Raw genomic sequence first — 14,479 nt, forward strand, 5'->3', positions numbered from 1 at the left:
CGATCTCGCGTGGAGGGACCGATCTCGCGTGGAGGGACCGATCTCGCGTCGACGGACCGGTCTCGCGTCGACGGACCGGTCTCGCGTGGACCACCTGCTAGCGGCCGTGGGCGGTGACCCGAGGGAGCGGCGGCAGCAACCGGTCCGGGCGTAACGACCGGACGACCTCGGGCGGCAGCGCCGCCAGGACGCGGTGCTCGACGGACGCCGCCGAGTCCGACGCCATGAAGCGCAGCATCCGCCACCGGGCACGCTCGGCGGCTTCCTGACGGCGCTTCTCCTGGACAAGGACGCGACCCGGGTCGTCTAGCGGCGCGAGACCGTCGCCGGAGGTCCGGTACTTGACCAGCCCGTCGAACTCGAGCAGCAGCCGCCACTGCTCCCAGCCGGCGTCAGCGCGGACCCGGCCGATCGACGTACGGATCTCGAGCTGCGTCGTCGGACGCGGCAGGCCGAGACGGAGCACCACGTACCGCAGCCACGACTCCCACGCGGACTCGGCACCGGCGTCGGCGAGCTCGAGGACGTGCCTCGCCCGGCGGACGCCGCGCGCTCCGGGAACCTGGCGGTCCAGCACGGCGGCGACGTCCTCGCGTCGTATGCCGGACGCCAGCGCCGAGTCGGCGACGACGAGACCGTCGAGCGGGGGCGACGTGCGCAGGCAGTCCGCCACGGTGCGAGCGGGCGACGTCACCGGCAGACCGCCGAGGATCACACGCTCGCCCGCGCCGAGCGGAAGACGGTGCCGTGTCACGTCGTCCGCCGAGACGCTCGACGCGTTGTACGCCTGGACCACGTGCGTCGTCCGCGGTGGTGTCCACAGGCGGAAGCCGTGGAGGAGCGCGGCCGTCGTGTGACTCAGCGTGTGCTCGGCCGAGAGCTGGAGGTGGAGCGCCCGGGCGCGGTCGGCGGCGAGCTCGCGCTCCGCGACGTGTCGGGAAGAGGGCGGCGGGGACTGCGGGCGGTACGCGCCGCGTCGCACCCGTTCCCACGCGCCGTCGTGCACGGCCTGGGCCGCGGTGCCGGGCGGGTGCTCACGGGCGAGGAAGATCGGGCGGTCGTGGTCCGGGCTCATGGAGGGAGCGTGTCCCGCGCGCTCGCTCGTCGTCTCGAGCGAGCCGCGTGCCTGTGGACGGGCTCACCACCGCCGGGCCTCTGGACGGCCAGGACCCTGCCATCACGCCGTGACCCGTTGGCGCACGGGGGATGACCGTCGAGATCGGTCGGGCGGCGCGAGATCGGTCGGACGACGCGAGATCGGTCCTGCAGAGGACCGATCTCGCGCCAACCGGCCGATCTCGGTGCCGGGTCTTCGCACGCCGTCTCCCCGTACCCCGGGAGCGTCAGCCGCGCGCGGTGCGCCGGCACACCTCGTCCCATGGCGTCGGCTCGATGCCGAACCGCGCCCGAGCCGCCGAGTCGTCGAGGACGTACGGGCGCTCCCACTGGTAGATCAGCTCGCGCAGCTCGCGGAGCAGCGGCGAGAACAGCCCCGCGGCGGCGAGGCCCGGCCCGCGCAGCGACCGGACCCGCACGGGCGGCAGCCCGACGCTCGCGAGCACGTCCGTGAGCGCCTGCGCCTGGCTGCGAGGAGCGTTGCTCGGCGTGTGCCACGTGCGGCCGTGCGCGCCGGGGTCCTCTGCGGCCGCGACGAGGGTGCGCGCGGCGTCCTGCACGTCGGTGAAGGTGTGGGGCAGATCGGTGCGCCCCATCATCGTCACGCTCCTCCCGCGTGACGCCGCCGGGACGACGCGCGACACGTGGCCGTTCCCGCCGACACCCGGCCCCATGAAGTCGGAGCTGCGCACCTCGACGGCACGGACCCGGCCGGCCCGGTGCGCGGCGAGCGCGTCGGCCCACAGGCGGGCACGCAGCATGCCCTTGTGGTCGGTCGCGGCGTCGGGCAGGTCCCCCGTCATGGGGCCGTCGACGGGTCCGTACGGGTAGAGGTTGCCCGTGATCGCGTAGACCGCGCCGCTGTGCCCGGCGGCCGTGAGCATCGACGCGGCGAGAGGCGGCCAGACTCGTTCCCACTGCGTGTAGTCGCCGGGGTTCGCGCAGTTGTAGAGGACGTCCGAGCCCTCGGACAGGCGGCTGAGGGCGTCGGCGTCGGACGCGTCGAGCGCGACGTGGCGGACACCGGGGATCCCCGCGTCGCGCCCGCTGCGCGTCACGACGGTGACGGACGACCCGCGCGCGGCGAGCAGCTCCGCGACGTGGCGGCCGACCGGGCCCGCGCCGACGACGAGGTGGCGGTCGAGAGGGGTGCTGGGCATGACGGTCTCCGTTTCCGAGAGCGGTGCTCTCACTTCGAGGAGCCTGACACGGTCCGCCGGACAAATCAAGAGCAGTGCTCTCGTTGGTGGGCAGCGCTCTCGTCTGCCACGCTGGACCGCATGGCAGCACCCCGGAACGCCCGCGCCCTGGCCCGAGAGACCCTGACGCGCGAGATCCTCGACGCCGCGCGCGCACGGCTCGCGACCGACGGCCCAGGCGCCCTCTCGCTCCGGGCGGTCGCGCGCGACGTCGGCATGGTCTCGTCGGCCGTATACCGGTACTTCCCGAGCCGCGACGCGCTCCTCACGGCGCTGCTCGTCGAGTGCTACGACGAGCTCGGCGCCGCCGTCGAGGGCGCCGAGGCCGCCGTCGCGCGGGACGATCACCAGGGCCGCTGGCTCGCCGCGTCCCGGGCGCTGCGGGCGTGGTGCGTCGGGCGGCCCGGCGACTTCGCGCTGCTCTACGGCACGCCGGTGCCCGGCTACGCCGCGCCGCGCGACACCGTCGAGCCCGCGACGCGCGTCGTGCGGGTCCTCGTCCGGATCGTCGGCGACGCATGGGTGGCCGGGCGAGAACCCCTCCCGGCGCCGGAGGGCGCCGACGACGCCACCGCGCTCGTCGCCGACGCCCGCGCCTACGTCGCCGCGCGCGGGCTGGTCGGGCCGGACGCGCCGACGGAGAGTGTCGTGCGGACTCTCATCGCCTGGACGACCCTGTTCGGCACGGTCTCGTTCGAGCTGTTCGGGCACCTCGAGCGTACGGTCGGGGACCGCGCGTCGTGGTTCGACGCCGTCGCGCTCCGGCTGGGCGCGGACCTCGGCGTCGTCGGGCGCGCCGCCGACCCCGGGAGCGGTGCGCCCTGAGCTGCCGTCCGGCGGGCGGTATCGATGCGGCGACTGCCCGACGAGGCCGGTAGCCTGATGGCTCTGGTCCCTACGAGCACGAACGAGGTCTACGTGCCCACCGGCAAGGTCAAGTGGTTCGACACCGAGCGCGGCTTCGGCTTCATCGCCGACGACGACGGCGGCGAGGTCTTCCTGCACGCCTCCGCGCTCCCCGCGGGCGCGCCCGCCCCCAAGCCCGGAGCGCGCGTCGACTTCGGCGTCGCCGACGGCCGTCGTGGCCCCCAGGCCCTGGCCGTCAAGCTCCTCGACCCCGCGCCGTCGGTCGTCAAGGCGAAGCGCCGCTCGGCCGACGAGATGGCCGTGATCGTGGAGGACCTCATCAAGGAGCTCGACGGGATCGGCAACGGCCTGCGCCGCGGCCGCTACCCGGAGAAGGGCAAGGCGACGAAGGTCGCCGCCGTGCTGCGCGCGGTCGCGGACGAGATCGAGGCCTGAGCATGAGTGCCGTGGCAGCTGCCGAGGAGCGCGTACGCGGGGTGTCCGCGCGCGCCGCGCGCGACGCCGTCCTGACGGGCGCCGTCGACGTCGCCCGCGCCGCGGCCGAGGAGGTCGCGGAGAACCCTCAGGACGTCGGCGAGCACCTCGGCACGGTCGCGGAGGCCGACCGGCTCATCTCCCACCGGTTCGCGTGCACGATGCGCGGGTACTCCGGCTGGCACTGGACCGTGACCCTCGCACGCGTGCCGCGCGGGCGCGTCGCGACCGTGTGCGAGGTGGAGCTCTTGCCCGGCGACGGCGCGCTGCTCGCGCCCGCGTGGCTCCCGTGGTCGGAGCGCCTGCGGCCCGGCGACGTGGGCCCCGGCGACGTCCTGCCCTTCCGCGCGGACGACCCGCGCCTCGAGCCCGGCTACGTGCCGACCGGCGACGAGGAGGAGGACGCCGTCGCGATCGAGGAGCTCGCGCTCGCACGGGCGCGCGTGCTCTCGCCGGAGGGCCGGGACGAGGCCGCCGAGCGCTGGTACCGCGGCTCGCGCGGCCCGACGACGCGTGGCGCCGTCGCGTCGGCGGCCGAGTGCGGGTCGTGCGGCTTCCTCGTGCCCCTCCAGGGTGCGCTCGGCCAGGTGTTCGGCGTGTGCGCGAACGCGTGGTCGCCCGACGACGGCAAGGTCGTGAGCCTCGACCACGGTTGCGGCGCGCACTCCGAGACCGACGTCGACCCCCAGCCGAGCGACTGGCCCGACGCCGCGCCGCTCATCGACGAGATGCACGTCGAGCTCGTCTCGATGCTCGAGGCGGCGGCTCCGGCCGAGCCTCCGGCCGCGACGACCGACGTCGTGAGCGGGACCGGGTCGGCGGAGCCGTCGCGAACGGCCGAGGACGAGCCCGGGGCGTGAGCCACGACCCCCTCGGGACCGCGGCGCTGCGTCGCGCCGTCCTCGAGGCCTGGCGGTCCTCGCCGACCCGGCTGCGCGAGGACGCCAACACCGAGGAGGACCACGCGCACGGGTCCTACCGGGACCGCGTGGTCGTCGAGCTCGCGCAGAACGCCGCCGACGCCGCCGCTCGCGCCGGGGTGCCCGGCCGCCTGCTCCTCGCCCTGCGGCCGTCGGGCCGTCGGGGCACCCCCGGCGTGACCGGGGCCGGCCGCACCACCGGCAACGGCGGCACCACCGGCACCGGGGACGAGGCCTGGGTGCTGCGCGCGGCCAACACCGGGACGCCGCTGGACGCCGCGGGCGTGGCGTCGCTCGCCGCGCTGCGGGCGTCCGCCACGGGCGAGCAGCGCGCGGCGGGGGCGACCGTCGGCCGGTTCGGCGTCGGGTTCGCCGCGCTGCGCTCGGTGTCCGACGAGATCCGCATCGGCACCGGGGACCGCGCCGTCGGCTTCTCGCTGGACCGTACCCGCGTCGCGCTCCAGGAGGTCGTGCGCGACGATGCCGCGCTCGCGACCGAGGTCGCCCGGCGCGGCGACCGCCTTCCCGCGCTGCGGCTCCCGTTCCCTGCGACGGTCGTGGTGCCGGACGGCTACGACACGGTCGTCGAGGTCGTGCTGCGCGACGCGGCCGCGCTCGCCGCGGTGCGGGCGGAGCTGGCGACGGTCGGCGACCCGCTGCTGCTCGCGCTGCCCGCGCTGGAGGAGATCGTCGTCGACGACGACGACCGCCCGCCCCGACGGGTCGCGGACGTCGAGGAACGGTGGACGACGGTCCGCCGCGGCGGGTCGGTCGACCCGGAGCTGCTCGCCGGGAGGCCGGTCGAGGAGCGGTCGCGGAGCGGCTGGACGGTCACGTGGGCACTCCCGCACGACGCCGCACGTCCGGAGGGCGGGAACCTCCCGGAGCCGCCGCCGTCGGGCGCCGGCGACATGCTGCACGCGGCAGAGCCGTCGAGCGGTCGCGAGCTGCTGCGTGTCGTGCACGCTCCCACGCCCACCGACGAGCCTGCGACCTTCCCTGCGCTGCTGCTCGCGTCGTTCCCGCTCGACCCGTCGCGCCGGCACGTGTCCCCGGGAGCCCTGACCGAGCACGTGGCGCGCCGCGCGGGCGAGGCGTACGCGGAGCTGCTCGGGGCGGAGGCGACGCGACGCGGGGCCGACGTCCTCGGGCTCGTGCCGACGGGGCTGCCCGCGGGCGCCGTCGACGCACTCGTGCGTGACGCGGCCGCGGACGCCCTGCGACGCACGCCGCTCCTCCCCGTCGCGGGCTCACGTCACCTGGTCCGTCCCGCCGACGCGCGGGTGCTGAGCGGGGACGTCGGTGCCGACCCGGCCGTCCTCGGGGTGCTCGGCGTGCCCGACCTCGTCGCGGTGCCGCGGCACCTCGTGCCGGTCGCCCGTTCCCTCGGGGTGGAGGTGCTCGATCTCGCGGACGTCGTCGACGATCTCCGGACCCCGGTCGGCCGCGACGGCTGGCGCGCCCTCTACGACGCGCTCGCACCGCACTCCGCGGACCCGGCCGTGCGGGAGGCGCTCGGTGCTGTCCCCGTGCCCCTGGCCGACGGCCGCACCGTGCGCGGGGCGCGTGGGCTCGTCCTGCTCGACGCGCCCGAGGACCTCGACGCGCCTGGCGCCCTGCCCGCCCTCACCGCGCACGACGGCGCGGTGCTGGGCCTGCGCGTCGTCGACCCGGAGGCGGCGCACCCGCTCCTCGAGCGCCTCGGCGCCCGCCGGGCCTCTGTGCGCGACCTCGTCGCCGACGACGCGGTCCGCGCGCGCGTGCTCGCTGCGGCGGCTGCGTCCGACGACGGCGACGACGTCACGGCGGCGGTCGGGCCCCTGCTCGCGCTCGTCGCAGCGGCGGTGGCGACAGGTCTCGACGCCGCGCCGTTCTGGTGGGGGGAGCTGCCGCTCGCGACCGGGGACGGCGAGACGGCGGCGGCGCGGTCGCTCGTCCTGCCGGGCTCGTGGGCGAGCCGTGTCCTCGCCCTCGACCCGGTGGGTGCGGACGTGGTCGAGCGGTGGGGCGAGCCCGTGCTGCGGGCGGTGGGGGTCGTCGTCGGGCCGACCGTGCACCGGGTGCGCGACGTCCTCACCCCGTCGCCCGGCGAGGACCCGGTGCTCGCGCCGCACGGCGCGGAGGGCTGGCTGTCGGACTGGTCGGGATACCTGGAGCACCTGGCGCGCGCGCTCGGGGCCGGGGTGTTCGTGGGCGACGTCGCCGCCGTCGCGGACCTCGACGCGGTCGCCGACGACGCCTGGACCGAGGTCCTCGCGGCGATCGCCGCCGACCCTGCCACCCGGGCCGCGCTGCTCGAGCCGGTGCGGGCGCCGGGCGGGCGGGAAGCACCGTCGTACACGGCGTGGTGGCTGCGCGAGGAGCTGGGCGGGCCCTTCGCGCTCGGCGACGTCCCCCTCCTGCGCCGGGCCCCGCCTGAGCTCGCCGCGCTCGACGAGGAGGTCCTCGTCGCGCTCGGCGGTGTGCGACGCCTCGGCGGGCTCACGCCGGTCGAGTGGGTCGGGCTGCTGGACGCGCTGCCTGACGTCGGGTCACGGCTCGACGCCGACGACGCCGTCGCGGTGTGGCGCGCGCTCGCGGGGCTGGCGGGGCGCGGAGAGGAGCTGGACCCGGCCCCGGACCGGCTGCCGGCGATCGGTCCGCGGGGTGTGGAGGTCGCGGACGCGGCCGAGGTCGTGGTCGCGGCGGACCCGATGTGGTCTCCGCTGCGCCCGGTGGTCCCGGCGCCCGCGGACCTGGTGGGCGCCGTCGCCGACCTGCTCGACGTCGCCGTCGCGTCCCCGGCCCCACGACCCGACGGCGTGGGCCTGCCGCCTACCCCGCCGACCGACGGCGCGGCCGCGCCGCGCGAGGTCCCCGTGTCGGTGCGCCGGATCCTGCCCGACGCGCCAGGGACGTGGACCGAGCACGCGGACCTGCGGGTGCAGGGGGTCCGGGTGCCGTGGTGGGTCGTGGGCTCAGGGCCGGCGGTGGCCGTGCACGTCGGCGAGCCCCGTGCCCTCGCGCCCGCGCTCGCCGCGGCGGCGGGGAGGTTCGCCCTGCGGCACCTGGTCGAGGAGGTGCTGCGCGACCCGGAGAGCGCCGAGCGGGCCGTGGCGTCGTCGTTCTGGGACGACGCAGGGTGAGCGGCGCCGAGCTCTGCCGGGGTCAGCCGGTCGTGCGGTCCCGACGGTCGTCGCGCGGGACGACGGGGAGCTCGGCGGTGCCGGCACGGTAGCTCTCGCGGTGCCCGCGCTCCCACCACAGGCCGATGCCTCCGAGCGCGAGACCGACGACGCACGTCGCGACACCGCGGGCCGTGGGCATGCCCGTCGCGAGGAGCACGACGCACACCAGCAGGGCCGCCCCCCACAGCGCGACGCCCCACAGGATCACGGCGCGCAGGTCCACGCGCAGGGGCGCAGGCTCGGGCCGGCGGCGGTCGGGGTGGAGCAGGAGCGTGACGAACGTGGGCACGTCGCCATCGTACCGGCGGGCCTTTTCACCCGGTGATGCCCGTCACAGAGGGCGGTCTGGGATGTCTTACCTGGTGTGATGATCTCCAGCGTCGCCGACCGGCCCGCCGCGACGCTGCGGCGAGACGAGGCGACGTGCCTCCGCGCACGGCCGGGTATCTCGAGGCAGAACACCTGGACTGGACGACTGTCCAAACTCTTTCACTCCGACCCGGCGGCTGCAGGAAACGTTGCAATCCTGGGCCTGCGAGGTTCGAAGGATCGTGCAGCGCGGTGATCATCTCACCCGGGTGAAAGCCGATGAGAATTCGCTTTCTACTACTTCGACGAACCTAGGATGAGTCGCCATGCAGGGGTATCAGGAGTCAGGAGGTGGACACGTGTCCCACGACGTCGAGCACGACACACGACGCGGGCTGCGTTCCCTCCTCGGCGTCTCGCCCGCAGCGAGGGTCCGGGCGGCCCGGGCGGCGTTCACGGACCGGGACTGGCAGGTCGCCTACCGTCGCCGTCTCCTGCTCACCGACACCGTCGCCGTCGCCGTCGCCGTCCTCGTCGCCTACTTCATGCGGTGGGAGCAGTTCCTCTCGGACCCGGTCCGTAGCAACGTCCACGTCCCGTACGTCGTCCTCAGCGTCCTCATCGGCGTCGCGTGGTCCGTGTCGCTCGTCGCCACCCGCACCCGCGACCCGCGGGTGCTGGGCAGCGGGGCCACGGAGTACCACCGTGTCTTCGACGCGTCGTGGCGGCTCTTCGCCGTGCTGGCGGTCCTCGCCTTCCTCCTGCGATTCCAGGAGGCCCGCGGCTACCTCGCCTTCGCGTTCCCCATCGGTCTCGGCGGAGTCCTGCTCGGGCGCTACGCGTGGCGGCAGTGGCTCCACCGGCAGCGCGCCCACGGGCTCGCACGCTCCGCGGTCCTCGCCATCGGTCACCGCGAGCAGGCTCAGCGGCTCATCCGCGACCTCAACGGCCGGTCCGAGTCGGGCTACCGCGTCGTCGGGGTGTGCGTCCCGTCCGGGCGCATCGAGGAGGGGGAGACCGTCAGCGGGATCCCCGTGCTCGGTTCCCTGCGCGACGCCGGCGAGGTCGCCGCGAGGGTCGACGCCGACATCGTCGCGGTCTCCGGCTCCGACGCGATCACGGCCGACGTCGTGCGACGGCTCGGCTGGGAGCTCGAGCCCTACGGCGTGGACCTCATGCTGACCGCGGAGCTCGCCGACGTGGCCGGGCCGCGCATCACCATCACCCCTGCCGAGAGCGTCGCGCTCCTGCACGTCGACGCACCGCGCTTCACGGGGCCCCGGTTCGTCGTGAAGACGGCCACCGACTGGTTCGGCGCCGCGCTCATCACCCTCGTGCTGCTGCCCGTCCTCGTGGTCGTGGCGCTCGCCGTACGGCTGACGAGTCGCGGACCGGTCTTCTACCGCCAGGAGCGCGTGGGCCGCAACGGCCGCGTGTTCCCGATGTTCAAGTTCCGCTCCATGCGGACCGGTGCGGACCGCGAGATCGCCGCCCTCGTCCAGCAGAACGACGGCGCGGGCCCCCTGTTCAAGATGCGCGACGACCCGCGGGTCACGCGCGTGGGCAAGGTGCTGCGCCGGTACTCGCTCGACGAGCTCCCGCAGCTGCTCAACGTGCTGCGCGGCGACATGAGCCTCGTGGGCCCGCGCCCGCCGCTGCAGAGCGAGGTCCAGAAGTACGAGATGAAGGTGCGCCGTCGTCTGCTCGTCAAGCCCGGGCTCACCGGGCTGTGGCAGGTGGGCGGGCGCTCGGACCTGTCGTGGGAGGAGAGCGTGCGGCTCGACGTCTACTACGTCGAGAACTGGACCCTCTTCGGCGACTTCCTCATCCTCGCCCGCACGGCGCGAGCCGTGTTCGGCGGGCACGGCGCCTACTGAGGCGGAGGTGGTCCGTCGTGCGGGTCTCCGTCGTCGGGTGCGGCCGCCGAGGCGCGGTCCAGGCGGCGTGCCTCGCCGCAGCCGGTCACGACGTCGTCGCCCTGGAGACGGACCCGTCCGCCCGACGGCGGCTGCGTGCCGGGCTCCCCGCGACCGCCGAGCCGCGGCTGCGGCGGCTCCTCGCCCTCGCCCTGCTGAGCGGGCGGCTGCGGGTCACCGGTGACCGGACCGCCGTCGCCGGCGCTCGGGTCCACGTCCTGGCCGTGGGGACCGGTGCAGTCGCGGGAGGCCTGGCCGTCGGGGACGACGACGTGCGCGCGGGTGCCCGGACGGCGATGCTGCGCGACGCCGTCGAGCAGCTCGCCCCGCACCTGGGGCCCGGGGACCTCGTCGTCGGCCGCGCGAGCGTCCTGCCCGGGACCGCCGCGTGGCTCTCGGCGTCGCTCGCGGCCGACGGCGTGCACGCGGACGTCGTGTGGGTGCCGGACGAGCACCGGCCCGGCCACGCCGTCCTCGACACGCTGCGCCCCGCCCGCCTCGTGTACGGGGTGCCGGGCGGCACGCCGGGGGAGCGGGCTGTGGCGATCCTCGACGCGCTCCACGCCCTCCAGCTCGCCGCGGGAACGCCCCGTGAGACGGCCGGCCTCGAGCACGCGGAGCTCGTGGGAGGACCCGTCCCCGCCGTGCTCGGCGCGGCGTGAGGCGCGCCACGGCGGGCACCCTACCCCGGTTACGCCCTCGTAACCCGCGTCTGGCAGCATTCTCCCCATGTCTTCCCCCACCTCCGTCCGTGAGGACGAGCAGGCGCCCCCGCCTGCCCCCAGCTCGATCGACCGCTTCTTCAAGATCACCGAGCGCGGCTCGACGATCGGTACGGAGGTCCGCGGGGGCCTCGTGACGTTCTTCGCGATGGCGTACATCATCGTGCTCAACCCGCTCATCATCGGGACCGTGCAGGACGGCACGGGCCAGTTCCTCGGCGGCGGCGACGCCCCCGACTTCGGCAAGGTCGCCGCGGCGACGGCGCTCGTCGCCGGCGTCATGACCATCGCCATGGGCGTCTTCGCCAACTTCCCGCTGGGTCTGGCCGCGGGGCTGGGTCTCAACGCCGTCGTCGCGTACTCGATCGCGTCCCTGCCGGGCGTGACGTGGGCCGACGCCATGGGCCTCGTGGTGATCGAGGGCCTCATCATCCTGCTGCTCGTGCTCACCGGGTTCCGCGAGGCCGTGTTCCGCGCCGTCCCCGTCGAGCTCAAGACGGCGATCAGCGTCGGCATCGGCCTGTTCATCGCCCTCATCGGCCTCGTCAACGCCGGCTTCGTCACCGCGGGCAGCGGCACGCTCCTCGCGCTCGGGGACCTCGGCACGTGGCCGATCCTCGTGTTCGTCGTGGGTCTCGTCCTGACCATCGTGCTGTGGGTGCGCAAGGTCAAGGGCGCGCTGCTGATCGCGATCCTCACCGCCACCGCCCTCGCGGTCGTGCTCGAGAACACCCTGAACATCGGGGAGAAGGCACCCGACGGCTCGAACCCGGACGGCTTCAACCTCAACGCGCCGACGTTCGACGGCGTCGTGCAGGTCCCCGACTTCGGCCTCCTCGGGCAGTTCTCGCTGCTCGGCTCGTTCGAGAACATCGCGACGGTCACCGTCATCCTGCTGGTCTTCTCGCTGCTCCTCGCCGACTTCTTCGACACGATGGGCACGATGGTCGCCGTCGGTGCGGAGGCGAAGCTGCTCGACGCCGACGGCACCCCGCCGCGCTCGCGCGCCATCCTCGTCGTCGACTCCATCGCCGCGGCCGCGGGTGGCGCCGGGTCCGTGTCGTCGAACACGAGCTTCGTCGAGTCGACGACGGGTGCGGGCGAGGGTGCCCGGACCGGCCTCGCCTCGGTCGTCACAGGTGTCGCGTTCCTGCTCGCGACGTTCCTGTCGCCGCTCGTCGCGCTCGTCCCCTACGAGGCCGCGGCGCCGGCGCTCGTCTTCGTCGGGTTCCTCATGATGACCCAGATCGCGGGCATCTCCTGGAAGGACGTCGAGATCGCGATCCCGGCGTTCCTCACGATCATCGTCATGCCGTTCACCTACTCGATCGCGGACGGCATCGGTGCGGGCTTCCTCGCGTTCGTGCTCATCAAGCTCGCGCTGGGCAAGGTCCGGGCCATCCACCCGCTCATGTGGGTCTCGTCGGCGATGTTCGTCGTGTACTTCCTGCTCGGCCCGATCCGCGAGGCGCTCGGCCTGTAGGGCCGGTGCGTCGGACGGTGGTCGAGTCGCCGCTGGGGCGGTGAGCGCGGCGCGGGGGACGCTTGCGCCCTACCGGCTCGACCGCACCGTCCAGCGCGACGACCGGGGATCGCCGTCGGCCCTCCAGGACCTCCTGGGCCTGGAGGCCGACGGCCGACCCGCGGGCAGCCTGCTGGACCTCGTGCACAGGCACCCGGCCGGGTGCCTGTGGAGGTCATGGCGAGCCTCGACGACGTGCTGCGCGCCGGGCTCGCCACGCAGCGCGTCGATGTCGACGCGCTGCCCCTCGCCGCGCACGGTCAGCGAGCTGCCGCGCGCGGCACCGACACCCGGCCGACGCCGTGTCGGGGCTCTCGACGTACCGACCCCCGGTCACGCACGCGGTCGCGTACGTCCTCTGACCCGGGTCCCACCCGCTGACCCGGGTCCCACCCGCGCTCGCTCCTGCCGACGGCGACCCGGGTCTCTTTCATTACCCGAGGTAATGAGTTAGGGTAATGATCATGCCTGCTGCGGATCCCACTGCCCCGACCCGGAGCCAGTGCCGGCCCGCCACCCTCGGCGGCGAGCTCCGCGTCGCGCTGACGCGCATCTCCCGGCGGCTGCGCTCCCAGCGCGGCGAGGCCGACCTCCCCGAAGGGCAGTTCGGCGTCCTCACCGTCCTGCACAAGCACGGCGCCATGTCGCCCGGCGCGCTCGCCGAGCACGAGCGCGTCCGCCCGCCGTCCATGACGCGGGCCGTGAACCGGCTCGTCGAGCTCGGTCTCGTCGAGAAGGTCGAGCACGAGACCGACCGGCGCCAGGTCGTCGTCCGCCTGACCGACGTCGGCGTGCACGAGGTCAAGGAGACGCGGCGCCGACGCGATGCGTGGCTCACGCAGCAGCTGACCACCCTCACCCCCGACGAGAGAGAGACCTTGGCCCGCGCCAGTGAGCTGTTGATCAGGATCGCCGCCCGATGAGCGCGACGTTCTCCTCCCTGAAGTACTTCAACTACCGCGTCTGGTTCGGTGCCGCGCTCGTCGCCAACATCGGCACGTGGATGCAGCGCGTCGCGCAGGACTGGCTCGTCCTGACCGACCTCACGGACGAGTCCGGCATCGCCGTCGGCGTCGTCACCGCGCTGCAGTTCGCCCCCGTCCTCGCGCTGTCCGCCTGGGCGGGCGTCCTCGCCGACCGGCTCCCGCGCCGTCGGCTCCTCATGGCCACGCAGAGCGCCATGGGCCTGCTCGCGCTGGGACTCGGTGCGCTCGTGCTGTCCGGGCACGTCCAGCTCTGGCACGTGTACGTGTTCGCGACGCTGCTGGGCGTCGTGTCCGCGTTCGACAACCCCGTGCGCCAGACGTTCGTCGCCGAGATGGTCCCCGCCGACAAGCTGTCCAACGCCGTCGGGCTCAACAGCGCGTCGTTCAACGCCGCACGCCTCGTGGGCCCCGGCGTGGCCGGCCTGCTCATCGCCGTCGTCGGCTCCGGCTGGATCTTCGTCATCAACGGCGTGACCTTCGCCGCGACGATCCTCGCGCTCGGCTACATGCGGACGCGCGAGCTGCATCCGATGCCGAGCGCCTCCCGGCAGAAGGGGCAGATCCGCGAGGGCATCCGGTACGTGCGCGGCCGGAGCGACATCATCGTCATCATGGTCGTCGTCGGCGTCGTGTCGACGTTCGGTCTCAACTTCCAGCTCACCTCCGCGATGATGGCCAAGGTCGAGTTCGGCATGGGCCCGGGGGAGTACGGCATCCTCGGGTCGATCCTCGCGATCGGTTCGCTCACCGGCGCGCTCCTCGCCGCGCGGCGCGAACGGCCGCGCGTGCGCCTCGTCATCGGCTCCGCGTTCGGGTTCGCGGTCGCCACGGGGGTCATGGCGCTCATGCCGACCTACCCGAGCTTCGCCGTCGCGTGCATCCCCGTCGGGCTCGCGTCGCTCACCATGATGACCGCGGCGAACTCGACCATCCAGATGTCCGTCGACCCCGTCATGCGCGGGCGCGTCATGTCGCTCTACATGATCGTGTTCCTCGGCGCGACGCCGGTCGGGTCGCCTCTCATCGGCTGGGTCGCCGAGGCCTGGGGGCCCCGCTGGGCCATCGGCATCGGGTCCATCACCGCGGCGCTCGTCGCCGTCGGCGCGGCCGTGTGGGCCGTGCGCAACTGGCGCCTCGAGGTGCGCTACCGCGTCCTGCAGCGCCCTCACCTCCTCGTGCGCTACCTCGACGCGGGCACACCCGTCGAGACCGGCGCTCGCGCGGAGACGAAGCGTCGGCTCGGCACCGAGGACGCGCAGGAAGCGGCGCGCGCGGCCTGAA

At 74.6% G+C, this 14,479-nt stretch carries 12 protein-coding genes; 9 read left to right on the top strand and 3 right to left on the bottom strand.

What is annotated here, in order from left to right:
* Positions 1-97 precede the first annotated feature (97 nt).
* Positions 98-1,075 carry a type IV toxin-antitoxin system AbiEi family antitoxin domain-containing protein gene (locus NFS20_RS02740; RefSeq protein WP_251150198.1) on the bottom strand — a complete coding sequence of 326 codons (978 nt, stop codon included), beginning with the start codon at positions 1,073-1,075 and terminating at the stop codon, positions 98-100.
* Between the two features lie 268 nt (positions 1,076-1,343).
* Positions 1,344-2,276 (bottom strand): NAD-dependent epimerase/dehydratase family protein, encoded by a 933-nt coding sequence (locus tag NFS20_RS02745; protein ID WP_251150199.1) that lies wholly within the window; start codon positions 2,274-2,276, stop codon positions 1,344-1,346.
* A 120-nt stretch (positions 2,277-2,396) separates the two neighbouring features.
* Between NFS20_RS02745 and NFS20_RS02750 the strand changes: the two genes are divergently transcribed.
* The 4 genes from NFS20_RS02750 (at position 2,397) to NFS20_RS02765 (ending at position 7,701) form a co-directional block, all read left to right on the top strand.
* Positions 2,397-3,140 (top strand): TetR/AcrR family transcriptional regulator, encoded by a 744-nt coding sequence (locus tag NFS20_RS02750; RefSeq protein ID WP_251150200.1) that lies wholly within the window; start codon positions 2,397-2,399, stop codon positions 3,138-3,140.
* A gap of 93 nt (positions 3,141-3,233) precedes the next feature.
* Positions 3,234-3,617 (top strand): cold-shock protein, encoded by a 384-nt coding sequence (locus NFS20_RS02755; protein WP_251150583.1) that lies wholly within the window; start codon positions 3,234-3,236, stop codon positions 3,615-3,617.
* Positions 3,618-3,619: 2 nt separating this feature from the next.
* Positions 3,620-4,516 (top strand): DUF3027 domain-containing protein, encoded by an 897-nt coding sequence (locus NFS20_RS02760; protein ID WP_251150201.1) that lies wholly within the window; start codon positions 3,620-3,622, stop codon positions 4,514-4,516.
* A complete protein-coding gene (locus NFS20_RS02765) occupies positions 4,513-7,701 on the top strand; it encodes a sacsin N-terminal ATP-binding-like domain-containing protein (protein ID WP_251150202.1) in 3,189 nt (1,062 codons plus the stop codon). Before NFS20_RS02760 ends, NFS20_RS02765 begins: the two co-directional genes overlap by 4 nt.
* Before the next feature lie 22 nt (positions 7,702-7,723).
* On the opposite strand, the gene NFS20_RS02770 is transcribed toward NFS20_RS02765, so the two are convergent.
* Positions 7,724-8,032, bottom strand: a complete 309-nt coding sequence (locus NFS20_RS02770) for a DUF2530 domain-containing protein (protein ID WP_251150203.1) — start codon at positions 8,030-8,032, stop codon at positions 7,724-7,726.
* A gap of 379 nt (positions 8,033-8,411) precedes the next feature.
* On the opposite strand from NFS20_RS02770, the gene NFS20_RS02775 reads away from it, so the two are divergent.
* From NFS20_RS02775 to NFS20_RS02795, 5 genes are all read left to right on the top strand, one after another.
* Positions 8,412-9,929, top strand: coding sequence for a sugar transferase (locus NFS20_RS02775; protein ID WP_251150204.1), 1,518 nt, complete (start codon positions 8,412-8,414; stop codon positions 9,927-9,929).
* Positions 9,930-9,946: 17 nt separating this feature from the next.
* On the top strand, positions 9,947-10,630 hold the full coding sequence (locus NFS20_RS02780) for a hypothetical protein (protein WP_251150205.1): 684 nt from the start codon (positions 9,947-9,949) through the stop codon (positions 10,628-10,630).
* A 67-nt stretch (positions 10,631-10,697) separates the two neighbouring features.
* Positions 10,698-12,173 carry an NCS2 family permease gene (locus NFS20_RS02785; protein ID WP_251150206.1) on the top strand — a complete coding sequence of 492 codons (1,476 nt, stop codon included), beginning with the start codon at positions 10,698-10,700 and terminating at the stop codon, positions 12,171-12,173.
* A 503-nt stretch (positions 12,174-12,676) separates the two neighbouring features.
* Positions 12,677-13,135 carry a MarR family winged helix-turn-helix transcriptional regulator gene (locus NFS20_RS02790; RefSeq protein WP_251150207.1) on the top strand — a complete coding sequence of 153 codons (459 nt, stop codon included), beginning with the start codon at positions 12,677-12,679 and terminating at the stop codon, positions 13,133-13,135.
* Entirely contained in the window at positions 13,132-14,478 is a 1,347-nt protein-coding gene (locus NFS20_RS02795; protein WP_251150208.1) for an MFS transporter, read from the top strand. Before NFS20_RS02790 ends, NFS20_RS02795 begins: the two co-directional genes overlap by 4 nt.
* Position 14,479: the final 1 nt, after the last annotated feature.

It is taken from the genome of Cellulosimicrobium sp. Marseille-Q4280 (assembly GCF_943181405.1).
Lineage (GTDB): Bacteria > Actinomycetota > Actinomycetes > Actinomycetales > Cellulomonadaceae > Cellulosimicrobium.